The organism is Maribacter litoralis, from assembly GCF_003075045.1.
In the GTDB taxonomy this organism is placed as follows: domain Bacteria; phylum Bacteroidota; class Bacteroidia; order Flavobacteriales; family Flavobacteriaceae; genus Maribacter; species Maribacter litoralis.
In genome coordinates this window covers 1,254,606-1,270,047 of the sequence record NZ_QCZD01000001.1, presented here as the reverse complement: position 1 = coordinate 1,270,047, position 15,442 = coordinate 1,254,606, and the positions used below count along the sequence as shown (strand labels likewise).

The 15,442-nt window shown below is 35.1% G+C and carries 14 protein-coding genes; 7 read left to right on the top strand and 7 right to left on the bottom strand.

What is annotated here, in order from left to right; all coding sequences use genetic code 11:
* Nucleotides 1-32 precede the first annotated feature (32 nt).
* From DCS95_RS05740 to DCS95_RS05725, 4 genes are read right to left on the bottom strand one after another with little or no spacing between them, the layout of a single operon-like run.
* On the bottom strand, nt 33-758 hold the full coding sequence (locus DCS95_RS05740) for a head GIN domain-containing protein (protein ID WP_116770176.1): 726 nt from the start codon (nt 756-758) through the stop codon (nt 33-35).
* 23 nt (nt 759-781) lie between these two features.
* Nucleotides 782-1,873, bottom strand: a complete 1,092-nt coding sequence (locus DCS95_RS05735; protein ID WP_116769823.1) for a DUF4097 family beta strand repeat-containing protein — start codon at nt 1,871-1,873, stop codon at nt 782-784.
* Complete coding sequence (locus DCS95_RS05730; protein WP_116769822.1) at nt 1,854-2,417, bottom strand: hypothetical protein; 564 nt, start codon at nt 2,415-2,417, stop codon at nt 1,854-1,856. Before DCS95_RS05730 ends, DCS95_RS05735 begins: the two co-directional genes overlap by 20 nt.
* Nucleotides 2,417-2,971 (bottom strand): RNA polymerase sigma factor, encoded by a 555-nt coding sequence (locus DCS95_RS05725; protein ID WP_116769821.1) that lies wholly within the window; start codon nt 2,969-2,971, stop codon nt 2,417-2,419. Before DCS95_RS05725 ends, DCS95_RS05730 begins: the two co-directional genes overlap by 1 nt.
* Before the next feature lie 263 nt (nt 2,972-3,234).
* Here DCS95_RS05725 and lon point away from each other — a divergent pair, with 263 nt between their 5' ends.
* The gene (lon, locus tag DCS95_RS05720) at nt 3,235-5,685 is read left to right on the top strand and encodes an endopeptidase La (protein ID WP_116769820.1); all 2,451 of its coding nucleotides are present in this window, start codon (nt 3,235-3,237) and stop codon (nt 5,683-5,685) included.
* Between the two features lie 28 nt (nt 5,686-5,713).
* Complete coding sequence (gene cmk, locus DCS95_RS05715) at nt 5,714-6,409, top strand: (d)CMP kinase (protein WP_099192558.1); 696 nt, start codon at nt 5,714-5,716, stop codon at nt 6,407-6,409.
* Between the two features lie 48 nt (nt 6,410-6,457).
* Here the strand turns inward: cmk and DCS95_RS05710 are convergent, their stop codons facing one another.
* Nucleotides 6,458-6,838, bottom strand: coding sequence for a LysM peptidoglycan-binding domain-containing protein (locus DCS95_RS05710; RefSeq protein WP_116769819.1), 381 nt, complete (start codon nt 6,836-6,838; stop codon nt 6,458-6,460).
* A 264-nt stretch (nt 6,839-7,102) separates the two neighbouring features.
* On the opposite strand from DCS95_RS05710, the gene rpsA reads away from it, so the two are divergent.
* Complete coding sequence (gene rpsA / locus DCS95_RS05705; RefSeq protein ID WP_116769818.1) at nt 7,103-8,938, top strand: 30S ribosomal protein S1; 1,836 nt, start codon at nt 7,103-7,105, stop codon at nt 8,936-8,938.
* 427 nt (nt 8,939-9,365) lie between these two features.
* Here rpsA and bamG read toward each other — a convergent pair whose 3' ends face one another.
* Complete coding sequence (bamG, locus tag DCS95_RS05700; RefSeq protein ID WP_116769817.1) at nt 9,366-10,616, bottom strand: BamG family beta-barrel-assembly machinery protein; 1,251 nt, start codon at nt 10,614-10,616, stop codon at nt 9,366-9,368.
* Nucleotides 10,606-11,946, bottom strand: a complete 1,341-nt coding sequence (locus DCS95_RS05695) for a DUF4270 family protein (RefSeq protein WP_244178395.1) — start codon at nt 11,944-11,946, stop codon at nt 10,606-10,608. The genes bamG and DCS95_RS05695 overlap by 11 nt, the downstream gene beginning before the upstream one ends.
* A 241-nt stretch (nt 11,947-12,187) precedes the next feature.
* On the opposite strand from DCS95_RS05695, the gene DCS95_RS05690 reads away from it, so the two are divergent.
* From DCS95_RS05690 to DCS95_RS05675, 4 genes are all read left to right on the top strand, one after another.
* Entirely contained in the window at nt 12,188-13,180 is a 993-nt protein-coding gene (locus tag DCS95_RS05690) for a Kelch repeat-containing protein (protein ID WP_116769816.1), read from the top strand.
* 74 nt (nt 13,181-13,254) lie between these two features.
* A complete protein-coding gene (locus DCS95_RS05685; RefSeq protein ID WP_116769815.1) occupies nt 13,255-13,596 on the top strand; it encodes a DUF4907 domain-containing protein in 342 nt (113 codons plus the stop codon).
* Nucleotides 13,597-13,603: 7 nt separating this feature from the next.
* Entirely contained in the window at nt 13,604-14,638 is a 1,035-nt protein-coding gene (locus DCS95_RS05680; RefSeq protein WP_244178394.1) for a sensor histidine kinase, read from the top strand.
* Entirely contained in the window at nt 14,635-15,363 is a 729-nt protein-coding gene (locus DCS95_RS05675; RefSeq protein WP_116769814.1) for a LytR/AlgR family response regulator transcription factor, read from the top strand. Before DCS95_RS05680 ends, DCS95_RS05675 begins: the two co-directional genes overlap by 4 nt.
* The last annotated feature ends 79 nt before the right edge of the window (nt 15,364-15,442 follow it).

Below are 15,442 nucleotides of genomic sequence, written 5' to 3'. Positions count from 1 at the left end.
AATTGATTGTTCGCTATTTTGATCTTATGTTTTTATCCTTTTGAAATGTCGCCGGAACCAGAGGTTTTTGTATTTACTTTTTCAGGATTACCTCTATAGGAAATATCGCCGGAACCAGAAACCCTTGCCTTTAAAGATTTATTGGCGGTTACCTGTATATCTGCAGATCCAGAAATAGTAGCATTTACATTATCTGCTTCTAGATCATAGGCTTCAATGTCTCCACTGCCCGAAATGGTGGCTTCAAAATCTGTAGTGCTTCCGGTTAGTGAAATATCACCAGAACCGGACATTGTTGCTGAAATGGATCTGGTATCAATATCTAAAGTAATATCACCTGATCCAGACATGGCAGTGCTAAATTTATCTGATTTAATTTTTGTTTTGCCTACGATATCTCCTGATCCGGACATTGCAACAGAACTAATAGATTCTACAGGTACGGTAATATGAATTCCAGATTTCCAGTTGCTTGATTTTAGGTTTACGCCTTTTTCCGTTTTAATTACTAGTTTTCCATCTTTTACCTCGGTGATGATATATTCTAGAAGATTTTCTTCGCCTTTTAAGGTGATCTCTCCTTCGCTGCCAGCAACCAGGTCAACATCAAACCAGCCCGAAACAGCTACTCCGTCATAATCACCTGTATTTCTTTCAATAGTAACATTGTTACCATTTCCTTTAATGGTCTTTCCCCACTGCGCTGAACAAGATAGGGAGATGAACCCTGCGAATAATAGTACACTTAATTTTTTCATGATTTTCATTTTTAATTGATTGATTATTTTTTACTAAAGCTTATGCCGCCATAGTCACTTGACAGCGTTATTTTATTGCCACTTCCTTTAGAGCCATAAAACCCTTCATAGTGCTTGTCGGAAGATTTTTCTGTGCTGATGTTAATGGTAAAATCGTCTTTTCCGCTTACGCCAGCGTAACTCGTAGAGATATCGAAATCGAAGTGATAGGCACTGTTGTATCCAATTTTAACTCCTGTATAATCCGTTCTAATTTCTACATCGCCAGCATCTGCTGCAAGTTCGTCAATTCTAATAGATCCATAATCTGCAGTAATGGAAACGTCACCATGCACTTCACCTAGCTTAACCGTTATGTAATCGCCATTGCCATCTATGCTCTGTAGTTCTTCAACATCCATATTACCATAATCACTGGTATAATTCAAGTTGCCCATTTTATGAATACTGGCATTGGTATAATCTGCATTGATGTGGAGGTCGCCTGCTTTTTCAATGGTAAAGCCAGAGTAATCTGCTCTAATTTCTCCACTATTGATAAAACCAATGGTAGATTTTGAGGTATAATCAAAGTTTAAGCGGTTATTACGCCCCCTAAGTTCACCAAGTTCTAACCTACCATAATCGCAATTTATTTTTGCATGCCCATCTATTCTGTCCAAGATAATATTTCCGTAATCATTACTTAGGTCCACATTATTCTTAACAGGAACTTTGATGGTGTAATTGATCTGCATGTTCACATTATTGTTATTTCCCCAGCTCCATCCCCAGCCATTATTGCTTTTGTTGAAAATAGTTTTTGCATAGACTTTTTCGTTGTTAGCTTCAAAATCAACAGAAATTTCATCTAATTTTTTTTGAACCTTGTCCTCGTTGTTGCCGTTGGTCTTTATGTGTACCTCAATGACCACTCTATTCTCGTTCCAAGAAGTAATATTCAGATTGCCGTAAGAGTTGTCTATTTTTAGTAGAGCGTTGGCACTTACGTTAAATTCTTTTTTAATGGTCTTTTCTCGGGTATGCTTGCCGTCAAAAGAGGTTTCGTTCGCGCTTGCTACAGTTGTAAAAGCTAAAAGTAGCAACCAAGTATATTTATATAGTAAAGTTTTCATCATTTGATTTTTTTATTGATTTAATATTCTCAATCTGTATCATTACCTCGTTTAAAAGGTCAATTCTTGTTTGGAAATTTGTGATCATAGCACTTAATATTAATTTGCTATTGCCACCATTTAATAGGTCTTGTTCCATTTTGGTATAGTTCAATTGAAGCTTTTTCAATTGCGCCATGGTATCGTTGATAATTTTTTCTGTTTCCGGTGATTTTTCTGAATTTAGTTCCTTTACCTGCTCTTCGATTAAGTTTGCGAAATAGAACTGTGTTTTAGAAGCTTCGGGAGAAATCTCGGCAACCTTTTCTTCAATACTTGTTGCTGTATTAAATTGCGATAGCCCTACCGATAATAAAATGGCAATCGATGCTGCGACCGAAAGAAAAAGCAACCAATTATTCTTTTTCTTCGGTGCAAGTGTTGCCACACCTTTAGACGCGTTCAATTTATCTAAAAACCGTTGTTCGTGCCCGCTAGTGGGTTCAGCATAATCCATTTTGTCCTGTAGCTTATTAAAAAGCTCGTCAATAGTATCTTTCTTCATTAAACTGCGAGTGTTAATTTCTTTCTTAAACTTTCTTTTGCTCGTGAAACGGTAGTTCTGCAATTGGCATAACTAATGTTCATTATTTCACTAATTTCATCATAATCGAACCCTTCAATTAGATGTAAGGTCAAAGAAATTCTGTAGTTGTCTTTTAAATCTTTCATGGTTTCCATCACTTTTTGAGCCTTTAGTTCTGTAAACACATGGTCAGATGCAATTCCGTCATTATCTTCGACCTTGTACAATACTTCATCTAAAGCAACTTCGTTTTTTTTCTGTTGCTTTCTATATTGATGTATACTGTTATTGATAACAATACGCTTTAACCAGGATCCAAAAGTTACTTCCCCTTTAAAAGTATGCAGTTTCGTAAATGCGCTTAGAAACGATTCTTGCATAATGTCTTCTGCTTGGGCAGTGTCTTTTACAATTCTGAGAGATGTATTGTACATGGCCTTGTAATACCTGTTGTACACTTCTAGCTGTGCACTCTGTTTACCGGCTAAGCACAATTGCACTAGCTCATCAATATGTTCTCTTTGTTGGCTCAAAAAGTGATTGGTTTATTGAAAGATGAACCAAATTACAGTTTGTTACAGTTTGATGGAAATAATTTTTAATGAATCAATATGTTATAAAGGGAGTATTATTTAAAATGATTTTTTTCAGTTGGCACAAGAATTGAATTAGATAATAGCAAATGAAAGTGCAAAAAGCTGTATTTGACTGATTTTCATGGTTTTTATGGCAATTATGTATAATTTATAAAAACAAAATTCTGTTGTTTTAATGACAGAATGACCGATATATGAGTATGGGAGATTCTAAATTTTCAAATTTTGACAATATGTCCTTACAAGGAATAGACCAAGATTCTGAGCTAATACCATTGTTGACTCCTGAAGACGAGGAGCAAATGAACAGTGAGACCTTACCGGAAACCTTGCCGATATTGCCTTTAAGGAATACAGTACTTTTTCCTGGTGTAGTAATTCCTATTACAGCGGGTAGAGATAAAAGTATCCATTTAATTAAAGATGCGAACAATGGTTCTAAGGTTATAGGTGTTGTTTCCCAAAAAGATGAGGAAACGGAAAACCCCGATGTAAAGGATATCAATACCTTGGGTACCGTAGCCAAAATTTTACGAGTGCTTCAAATGCCAGATGGTAATACTACGGTAATCATACAGGGTAAAAAGCGTTTTGAAATTGCTGAGGTCTTAACTAAGAAACCTTACATAACGGCAACGGTAAGAGAAACGGAAGAGGTAAGACCAGAAAAGAACGATAAAGAGTTTTTGGCAATTATTGAGTCTATTAAAGAACTGGCCTTAAAAATAATTAGGGATAACCCTAATATACCAAGCGAAGCATCTTTTGCTATTAAGAATATTCAAAGCAATTCTTTCCTAATCAATTTTGTTTCATCTAATTTGAATCTAGATGTAAAGGCGAAGCAAGATTTATTAGAAATAGGAAGTCTTCAAGAAAGGGCATTGGCAACATTGAAATATATGAATGTTGAAATGCAAAAACTTGAGCTAAAGAACGATATACAGTCTAAGGTTAGAAATGACCTTGATCAGCAACAGAGAGAGTATTTCTTGCATCAGCAGATGAAAACCATTCAAGAAGAATTGGGCGGGGTTTCTTATGATGAGGAACTTGAGGAGATGAAGGAAAAGTCCAAGAAAAAGAAATGGGGCAAGAAGGAAAAAGAGCACTTTGAAAAAGAGCTTTCCAAAATGAAAAGAATGAACCCGCAAGTAGCGGAATATTCCATTCAAAGGAATTACTTGGATTTATTGTTGGATTTACCTTGGAAAGACTATTCCAAAGATAAATTCGATTTAAAAAGGGCTGAAAGAATTTTAGACCGTGACCATTATGGTTTAGAAGATGTTAAAAAAAGGATCATAGAGTATTTGGCGGTGTTGAAACTTCGTAATGATATGAAGTCTCCAATACTTTGTCTGTACGGACCGCCAGGGGTAGGTAAAACTTCATTAGGTAAATCTATTGCTGAGGCTTTAGGTAGAGAGTACGTTAGAATGTCTTTAGGTGGTCTTAGGGATGAAGCAGAAATAAGAGGACACCGTAAGACATACATTGGTGCCATGCCAGGTAGAATTATTCAAAGCCTTAAAAAAGCTGGTAAATCAAATCCTGTTTTTATTTTAGATGAGATAGATAAGTTATCTAACAGTAATCAAGGAGATCCTTCTTCTGCAATGCTTGAGGTGTTAGATCCAGAGCAGAATAGTGACTTCCATGATAACTTTTTGGAATTAGGATATGATTTATCTAAGGTTATGTTCGTGGCTACCGCGAACAACTTGGGTAGCATTCAGCCGGCACTTAGAGACCGTATGGAAATTATCCACGTAAGTGGTTACACTATTGAGGAAAAGGTAGAAATCGCTAAAAAGCACCTATTGCCAAAACAATTAACCGAACATGGTTTGGATGCTAGTCATCTAAAAATAGGCAAGCCACAATTAGAAAAGATTGTGGAGGGTTATACAAGGGAATCTGGAGTACGTTCCTTGGAAAAACAAATAGCCAAAATGGTACGTTATGCAGCTAAATCTATTGCTACCGAAGAAGAGTATGATATTAAAGTAAGTAATGAAGATATCATAGAGGTATTGGGCTCGCCGAAACTACAGCGAGACAAATATGAAAATAATGAAGTAGCGGGTGTTGTTACAGGGTTGGCCTGGACCAGTGTTGGTGGAGATATATTATTTATTGAATCTATCCTGTCCAAAGGTAAAGGTACAATGAGCATTACCGGTAACCTTGGTAAGGTGATGAAAGAGTCTGCTACCATTGCAATGGAGTATATAAAATCTAATGCCGATCGTTTTGGAATAGATGCCTCTGTTTTTGAAAAATACAATGTGCATATTCACGTACCGGAAGGAGCTACACCTAAAGATGGTCCAAGTGCGGGTATTACCATGTTGACCTCTTTAGTGTCTTTGTTTACGCAAAAACGTATTAAAAAGAGCTTGGCAATGACCGGTGAGATTACATTGCGAGGTAAGGTGTTGCCAGTGGGTGGAATTAAAGAGAAGATTCTTGCTGCTAAAAGAGCGAAAATTAAAGAGATCATTCTTTGTGCCGATAATGAACGTGATATTAAGGAGATTAAAGAGTCTTACTTAAAAGGATTGACTTTCCATTACGTAAAAGAAATGTCTGAGGTAATTGATATTGCCATAACTGATGTTAAAGTAAAGAACGCTAAGGAGCTATAACTTAGCTTTTCTTTATATTTTTGGGAAGATGAAAAAAATCACCATTGCAATCGACGGGTTTTCCTCAACAGGAAAGAGCACATTGGCAAAGCAATTAGCCAAAAAATTACATTATATATATGTAGATACAGGGGCAATGTATCGTGCGGTAACGTTGTTTGCCATGAGGTCTGGTTTTGTGGAGTCCGGTAAGGTAGATGAAGAGGCACTAGAGCAAAAACTAGATGCTATTGAATTGAAATTTGAGTTTAATTCAAATCTTGGCTATGCCGAAATGTTTTTAAACGGTGAAAATGTTGAGAAGGAAATACGCACCATGCCAGTTTCAAAGAATGTAAGTCAAGTTGCGGTCTTGGAAGCGGTACGGAAAAAATTAGTGGCCATGCAGCAAGCTATGGGTATTGATAAAGGTATAGTTATGGACGGTAGGGATATTGGCACTGTAGTATTTCCAGATGCAGAACTTAAAATCTTTATGACCGCATCACCAGAGAAAAGAGCTGTTAGAAGATATAAGGAATTGTTAGATAGGGGAGAGAACGTTGTTTATGAAGATATCTTAGAAAATGTTCAGAAGCGAGATTATATAGACAGCAATCGTGCAATTTCGCCCTTGAAGAAAGCAGAAGATGCCATTGAATTTGACAATAGCGATTTAGGATTAGAGGATCAGTTTCAAAGAATCTATGAACATTCGCTTCGAGTTATAGAAAAGCAAGGATAAAAAAAGAGGTTAGCAATGCTAACCTCTTTTACTTTTATAGTATTTGGACTATTTGTTAGGAATAACCAATACTTGATCAGGATGAATTACATCAGGATTTTTTAAGATATTAGTGTTCGCCTCAAAAATAGCATTGTATTTCATTGGGTCACCGTAGTAGTGCTTAGCAATTTTACTTAAAGATTCTCCACTTTTTACAACGTGTCTGTGATAAACAGAATCATCTCCTACGGTAATATTCGCTTTTATATCAGAAGGGCTTTCACCGCCAATTGCCTTAATTTTGTCCCAAATTAGGTCTTTTTCATAAGGAGTCGCAGCTTGTCCTTTTACTTTAAGAACATCGCCTTCAACAGTAACGTTACCGTCTTTTATACCTAATTGCTCACCAAGATCTAAAACGCCTTGGTATTTTGCTTTAACACTCATAATTATACTTTTTTAATGGTTATTATAATGCTTCTAAGATAAGCATATTTAAGGTATTCCATTCTAAAATCGTGCCATATTCTTTAGTTGGATGATATATAATTAGTTGTGTTGTCTAATTTAAATAAAATGCTTATTTTTGCACACCTTTTTGGCAAGGCAATCAAGAGAAAAAGGGATTAGATAAACAAAACGATATAACTACTTTCATAGTCGTTGCTTAAATCTTGATAAGATTATGGAATACAAATTATTGATCAGCAAATGGCTGAAGAAAAAACAAACGCAGAGGTAGAAACTACTACCGAAGCAACACAACAAGCTGTAGAGACTCCACAGCAAGATCCGCAAGAATTTTTAGAGAACTTTAACTGGGAAAAATACGAGCAAGGTATTGAGCGTGTAGACGATTCTAAGTTAAAGGAATTTGAAGATTTAGTAGCTGAAAATTTCGTTGATACTGCAGATGAGGAAGTAGTAGAGGGGAAAGTAGTTTATATTACCGATAGAGAAGCTATCATTGATATCAACGCAAAATCTGAAGGTGTAATTTCGTTGAACGAATTTCGTTACAACCCAGGTTTAAAAGTAGGTGACAAAGTAGAGGTATTGATCGATATCCGTGAAGATAAAAGTGGTCAATTAGTATTATCTCACAGAAAGGCGAGAACTATTATGGCTTGGGACCGTGTAAATGCGGCTCATGACAAAGAAGAAATCGTTAGCGGTTTTGTTAAATGCAGAACTAAAGGTGGTATGATCGTTGATGTATTTGGTATTGAAGCTTTCTTACCAGGTTCTCAAATTGACGTTAAGCCAATTCGTGACTACGATCAGTATGTTAACAAAACAATGGAGTTCAAGGTTGTAAAAATCAATCACGAATTTAAGAACGTTGTTGTTTCTCATAAAGCGCTTATTGAAGCTGATATTGAAGAACAGAAGAAAGAAATCATTAGCCAGTTAGAAAAAGGACAAGTATTAGAAGGTGTTGTTAAAAACATTACTTCTTACGGTGTGTTTATTGATCTTGGTGGTGTTGATGGTTTAGTTCACATTACTGACCTTTCTTGGAGCAGAATCAACCACCCGAACGAGGTTGTTGAGCTTGACCAGAAATTAAATGTTGTAATTCTTGATTTTGATGAAAACAAATCTAGAATTCAATTAGGTCTTAAGCAATTAGAGAAGCACCCTTGGGAAGCTTTATCTGATGAAATTAAGATTGGTGATAAAGTAAAAGGTAAAGTAGTTGTTATAGCTGATTACGGCGCGTTCATCGAAGTTGTTGAAGGTGTTGAAGGTCTTATCCACGTATCTGAAATGTCTTGGTCTACGCACTTGCGTTCTGCACAAGATTTCGTAAATGTTGGTGATGAGGTTGAAGCAGTTGTATTGACATTAGATCGTGAAGATCGTAAAATGTCTCTTGGTATCAAGCAATTGACTCCAGACCCTTGGACTGATATTACTACCAAATACCCTGTAGGTTCTAAGCATAAAGGTATCGTAAGAAACTTTACGAACTTTGGTGTTTTTGTTGAGCTAGAAGAAGGTATCGACGGTTTAATTTACATCTCTGATCTTTCTTGGACTAAGAAAATCAAGCATCCATCTGAATTTACTAACGTAGGTGATACTTTAGAAGTTGAAGTATTGGAATTAGATGTTGAAGGTCGTAAGTTGAGCTTAGGTCATAAGCAGACTACTGAAAACCCATGGGATAAATATGAAACTGAATTTGCTTTAGGTACAGTTCATACAGCAACCATTTCTGATGTAGTTGATAAAGGTGCAACAATTGAATTTAATGATGATATTACTGCATTTATTCCTCAACGTCATTTAGAAAAAGAAGATGGTAAGAAACTAGGTAAAGGCGATGAAGCTGAATTCAAGATTATTGAGTTCAATAAAGACTTCAAACGTGTAGTAGCTAGTCATACTGCAATCTTCCGTGAAGAAGAGCAACGTAATGTTAAAGCAGCTGTCAAAAGACAAGCAGCTAGCGCAGATGAAGCTAAGCCAACTTTAGGTGATGCTAACGATGCGTTACAAGCGTTGAAAGACAAAATGGAAGCTGATTCTAAGAAGAAGTAATTTCATTAACATACATCCTTGCAAAAGGATTATTGGTAAAAGCCCGGATTTTATATCCGGGCTTTTTGTTTGTTATTGGTTTACATTAAACATAACAAGCAAATTCACGTCAATATGGTATTATTATCTTGGTAACATACTTCTTTGATGATGGGTTTTAAAGGAAAATAATCGTCATAGAATCGTTTGTTTTACTTTTATATATCTGAGGTCGAAACTTCTGAAAAGGCGAAGTGGTCAAGGTATTAGAAAGTGATGAATTCATTGGTTTTCACCTTCTATAAAAAGAGATTAAAAGTAAAAGCCCAGATTATTCATCTGGGCTTTTTTAGTTTTTCATTCAGTCGGTTCCTATTAGGGTTCTAACATAAATGAATTACTAGTGGAGATTGTAATAATAAAAGAGTAATAAATATGCTGTTTTACTTTAATACACCTTTTTCTTCACGAACCAAATATCTTCTAAGCTTAGATTTAAAGTGAGCAAGTGGTAGTTTTCTTTGACCAAAACGTTTTGTAAAAGTCCTTTAGAACCATAGCTATATGAAAGGTTGATCATAGAATGTGTTCCTCTACTTGTAGGTATACCAATACCGGCAGTAAAATTGTAACCTTCAATTTTTTCATCACTTATGGCTAAATAACCATTGTCATAGTTGTACCCTAATCTATAGGCTATTCTTTGACCGTATTTGTAACTAGTTGGGTCTTGAATATATTCTAGACCAAAAGCGTATATATCTTGGTCTTCATAACTTCCTATATTTTCAGACTGATCGGTGTCCGTCCAAAAGTTCTTTTTATAATCTGCACTAAAGGTTAATTCTTCAATAGGTTTAATGCTCATACCAAAACCGAGCTCTAGAGGTAATTTAAAGTCAGATACAGTGTCAGAAGTGTCGTCCTCTACAGAAATTTCAATTCCGGATAATGACTTATCTACCGATCGTTTTAAGTTACCACTTAAACTAGTGGGTAATTGCACTGTACTACCAATGGTGATTTTGTCATTAACATCGTATTGTAAACCAAAACCTAGTCTGGCACCACTATAATTCGTTTTTTCTACAGATTCGAAAGCAGAAGCGCTATAAATGAACGATTCGGTCTCTTCAATATTACCGAATAAGAACGAAGCACTTAATCCTAATCTAAGTTTTGGGGTAAGTGCATAACCAACATTAAGTCTAATGTCATTTAGTCCGCCCAAGCCAGTTACATTACTTTCAAAAGTGTCCGTTGATCCCTCTATGTTGCTACTTACTCCAAGTAGCGAATATCCAACATCACTATAAGGTACCATAGTGATACCTGCTCCCAAATTTTCTGCAATTCTAAATCCGAATGCGATATTAGAAAAATTGACGTTAGACTTTCCTTCTGTGTCCGAAGTATTGCTATAGTTATTGAATTCACCTGTTACCCCAATATCATATAGAAAAGAGTTTTGTGGAATTAATGCGTAATTGGCTGGGTTTAAGTTGTTGAGTTCGTAAGGTGATTTTATACCAATGCCACTATAGCCCAAACTATTGAATTTTCCGATACTGGTTTGGTTGATCACCCCTAATCCGTATAGTGAATATGGAGAACTGGTAAGGGCTTCAGACTGTGCTGAAGTTTGCTGTATGGCAAATAATGTTCCTATGGTAAGATATATAATTTGGTTAATCTTCATCGTAAATACCGTATGTTAATTCTAAAATTGTTTCGTTTTCCCCATTTCCGTTTCCGCTCATAATAAATCGATCTACAGTAGAATTATAATCTACGGGAAGTAAGATTAAAGCATCATCAAGATCTCTGTCTTTTAGATAAAGTTCTTCTAAATAATAAGACAAGGATATTTCGTAATAGATGTCATTGAATTCTTGATTGTCTCTGTTAAGTATTGCATATGAAGTAGAAGTCAATGTTTCGGTCAAATCATTGTTTTGGTCCACTACATATACTGCGAGTGTGTCTCTCAATTTAAGGTTGTCGTTATAAGATTGTGCAACCGGTTTAATTTTTAAAATGCCGTCTAAAATGGTGCCGCTACCAGGTATGTCATATAGACTGGTTATGCTTGGAAATTGTACCCGCATGGCTATACCGACACCAGAATGAATATAACTTTGATTATTAGATTCAGAGCTTGCCAAGTTTACCTTACTATCGGTTAATGTTTGTAACGGTGTTATTGGGTTTTCTGCGGTAATGCTGTTAAAAAATGGAATTGGAGTGGTAGTTGCATCTATTTGTATGTCTATATACTCTTGTTCAAATTCAAATTCAGTATCTGTACTATAATAAAGTCGCATGTACGTGTTTTCGGAAGATTTCGAAAAACCGATGATAGAACCATTATCGGTTTCATCAGGCAAAAGTCCGATCCCTTTAAAATAGTCTCGGTATTCATCAGAGTTTACTATATCTTTTTCCTGTAGTTTAGAGAAAACCTCTGAACCAAAATCATCGATCAATTTAATGGTTATAGAATCTCCTGCCAATGGTCTTGGGTTATACTCGTAAAAACCTAAGTCCTCTTCGTCATAACTTATACTGCTGGTATTGTAGAAGTAGTCATCACTATCCGGTCTTAAATTCTCAGTGATTTTTTTAATGTGTATAGTGTTTTTCTGCAAGGTGTCATTGTAATAATATTGGTCATAACCCAATACCATAACAAGACTGTCGAACACCGCTTCAGAATCAATGGTATACGAATCTGGTAAAAATTGCATGTAGCTAGATGTTGTCACTGTGCCAAAAACATCATCGATATATTTTCCTGTAAGTATTCTAGTAGATTCGGATGTGGCTAAACTATCAAATTTCATTGTAGAGGTACTGACTGTTAGTGTGTCAATCAGTATAAGTCTAATATTACTGTCTGTAAAAGTTTCACCTGCTACAAAATCAGAATCATTGTAAACTTCATCGCTGCAAGAATTAGCAACTATCGTCAATAAACCACCAATCATTATGATGTGTAGCGCACGTAGTTTGTTTAAGAACACCTTCATTTAAAATTTAATTTTCATCAAAACTAAATAGCAAGTACGGTTGTAAAAACCTGAATAGACGAATCGGTAATGTTAAGGGATGAATGCTGTTATTTGAACTATTAATGAAATGTTCGCGTTCGTAGATAAAAACTGGGTTTTGGTATGTTAAAAACCAATCTTAATCTATTGTGTTTTTTAGAACGTTAGGGTCTCTAGTAGATTTGATCTTTTAAAGAAAGAACCTTAAAACAAAAACGTAATGAATAAAAGAAAATCGTATATGTACAAAATTACTGGTATGGCACTGTTGGCTATGGTAATTACAAGTTGTTCAAGTGATGATGACGATGACGATTTAGGTAACTGGGTAGATAAATCTGTTTTTGATGGCAGCCCTAGAAGTAGTGTATCTGGTTTTACAATAGATAATGTTGGTTACATGGGTGTTGGTTATGATGGTGATGATTACCTAGCTTCGTTTTGGGCATATGATATAGAAGGAGATTATTGGTCTCAAAAAGCGGATTTTCCAGGGACGGCAAGAAATGCGGCCGTAGGTTTTGAAATAGATGGTACGGGGTATATTGGTTCTGGTTATGATGGTGTTGATGAACTGACCGATTTTTATAGTTATGATGTAGCTTCAAATACATGGACGGAGATTGCTGCGTTGCCCACTGCAAGAAGAAGTGCTGTTGGGTTTGGTGTAAACGGATTTGGATATGTAGGTACTGGCTACGATGGTGAAAACGATAGAAAAGATTTCTATAAATATGATCCTACAACCGATACTTGGACAGAATTAGTTGGTTTTGGTGGAAACAAAAGAAGATCGGCAACTACATTTACCATTGATGGTTTGGTGTATTTAGGTACTGGAGTGTCAAATGGTGTCTACTTAGATGATTTTTGGGTATTTGACCCTACTACAGAAAGTTGGACTTCTAAATTGGATCTTGATGAAGAGGATGATTATTCAATTGCAAGAAGTAACGCTGTTGGATTTACGTTAAACGGTTACGGTTATATAGCGACCGGAGAGTTAGGTGGTGCTACCAATACAGTTTGGGAGTATGATCCAGCTTCAGATGAATGGGAACAAAAAACTTCTTTTGAAGGAGCAACAAGACAAGACGCCATTGCTTTTTCAAATGGTAGCCGAGTATTTATCGGTATGGGGAGAACAGGTACTTTATACTTAGATGATTTAGATGAGTTCTTTCCTTTGGATGAGTATGATGATGAAGATTAATTTTCAATGTGAGTGTAATTGTTAATTTTTTTTGGTCAATCTGTAAAGGTTGACCCATTTTTAAACATATATTTATGAGTGCTACTGTAAAATACTCGCTTGTAATTGTGCTATTTTTGGTACTTGGGTTAGGCTATTCAATTTACAATCAACCTGTAGCCAATGAAAATAAATTATTTCATAGCCAGGTGGTAGATTTAAATGATGGATATGGCTATCAAATAATAAAAGGAGAACGGATTATAATTTTACAAGAGTACATTCCCGGATTGCCAGGTAAACAAAAGTTTACAACTGAAAAGCAAGCTCAAAAAACAGCAAACTTGGTACTGTCGAAATTGGAAAATGGAAAATCACCAATTTTATTACCATCAGATTTGGCAGAATTGAATATTTCTGCCGTGGAAGGTCAATAGTTTCTTTATGCAATTGATTATTAAAAACAGGGTTCAAATTGTTGTTCATATTAGTATATGGATATTGCTGTACGGACTCACATTTTACCCTGTTTTAAACGATGCAAGACCAATACCGTCTGATGTATTCCCTAAAGTCATTGTAATCATTATACTTTTTTATATCAATTATTTTTATTTGGTACCTGAGTATTTACTGAAAAAAAGTGTTCTTTTTTACATATTGGTTTCCTTGGGTTTATTGGCAATTTCAGTGTTATTGATCAACCACTTTTATGAGCCAAAATTTCCTAATAATTTTTTCTTTAACCGAATACGACCAAGGGGCTTTATGATTATGCCTTATTATAAGTTGTTTTTAAATTTAGGAATACCATATGTAATAAGTGCTATTTTAAGAATGTATGTAGAGTGGAAACGTAATGAGAACTTACGTTTATCGGTTGAAAAAGAGAATATTAAGTCTGAGTTGCAGTTCTTAAAAGCCCAATTGAATCCACATTTTTTATTTAATTCCCTAAATACTATTTATGCCTTATCTGTAAAAAAATCTCCAGATACTTCTGAAGCTATAGTCGACTTGTCTGAGCTAATGAGATATATGATTTATGAGGCAGATAAAGATTTGGTACCCTTAAATAAAGAAATCGATTATATAAAAAGTTATATTCAATTACAGCGGTTACGATTATCTGATAGTGAAAACGTATCTTTAAAAATAACAGGGGAAGATAGAGGTAGGGCGGTACCTCCTTTAATGTTTATTTCATTTATAGAAAATGCCTTTAAATATGGTACGGACTATAAAGGTAAAACCTATGTTAAAATAACCTTGACCATTACCGATACCTCTATCTATTTAAACGTAAAGAATAAGATTGGAATTTTTAGGGAGCCTACCAAAAACTCAGGTATAGGCCTTGAAAATATTAGAAATCAATTAAAATTGATCTATCCTGGTCTTCATAAACTTGAAGTCGAAAATGACGGTAAAGATTACGAAGTATCATTAACCATTTACCAAAAACATTCTAGCTTATGAAATGTATAATAATAGATGACGAGCCATTAGCCATTGAAATTCTTTCTGGTTACTGTGAAAAGCTAGATTTTTTAGACTTGGTTAATACGTATACCAATCCGCTTGATGCGATTACAGAAATAAAAGAGAAGAAAATCGATTTAATTTTTTGTGATATCGAAATGCCCCAAATTAACGGTATCGATTTTATGGGAACTTTAGATAATAGACCATTGTTCATATTCACTACCGCTTATTCGCAATATGCAGTAGATGGTTTTGAGTTGAATGCGGTAGATTATTTGGTAAAGCCAATACCATATCACCGTTTTATAAAATCTGTGTCAAGAGTACAAGATCTAATATCTAAAAAGCAAAAAACTATTATGGAAGCAAACGTTTTCTCCTCTACCGGTGATAGTACAGTTGAAAAAAAGTTCATTTTTGTAAAGGCCGAGTACGAAAGTATTAAGATAGATTTAGACCAAATTGAATATGTACAAGGCTTAAAAGATTATTTGAAAATCCATATAGCCAATACAAATAAGACTATTTTGACCCTTATGAGCTTTAAGGAAATCATGAGTAAATTACCTTCTAACCAATTTCTTAGGGTTCATAAATCTTACGTGGTCAATGTAAATTATATTAAAACGGTACAACGTAATAGAATTGTTATCAACGATATGCGAATACCCATAGGTGAAAGCCATAAAGAAGCTTTCTTTTCTATTTTAGGCTTATAGATAATACACACAAAGACGTAATTTTATTTTTTTGATCTTCCAATCTAATTTAAGCTATCAAAGTTTAGATAGAATTCTC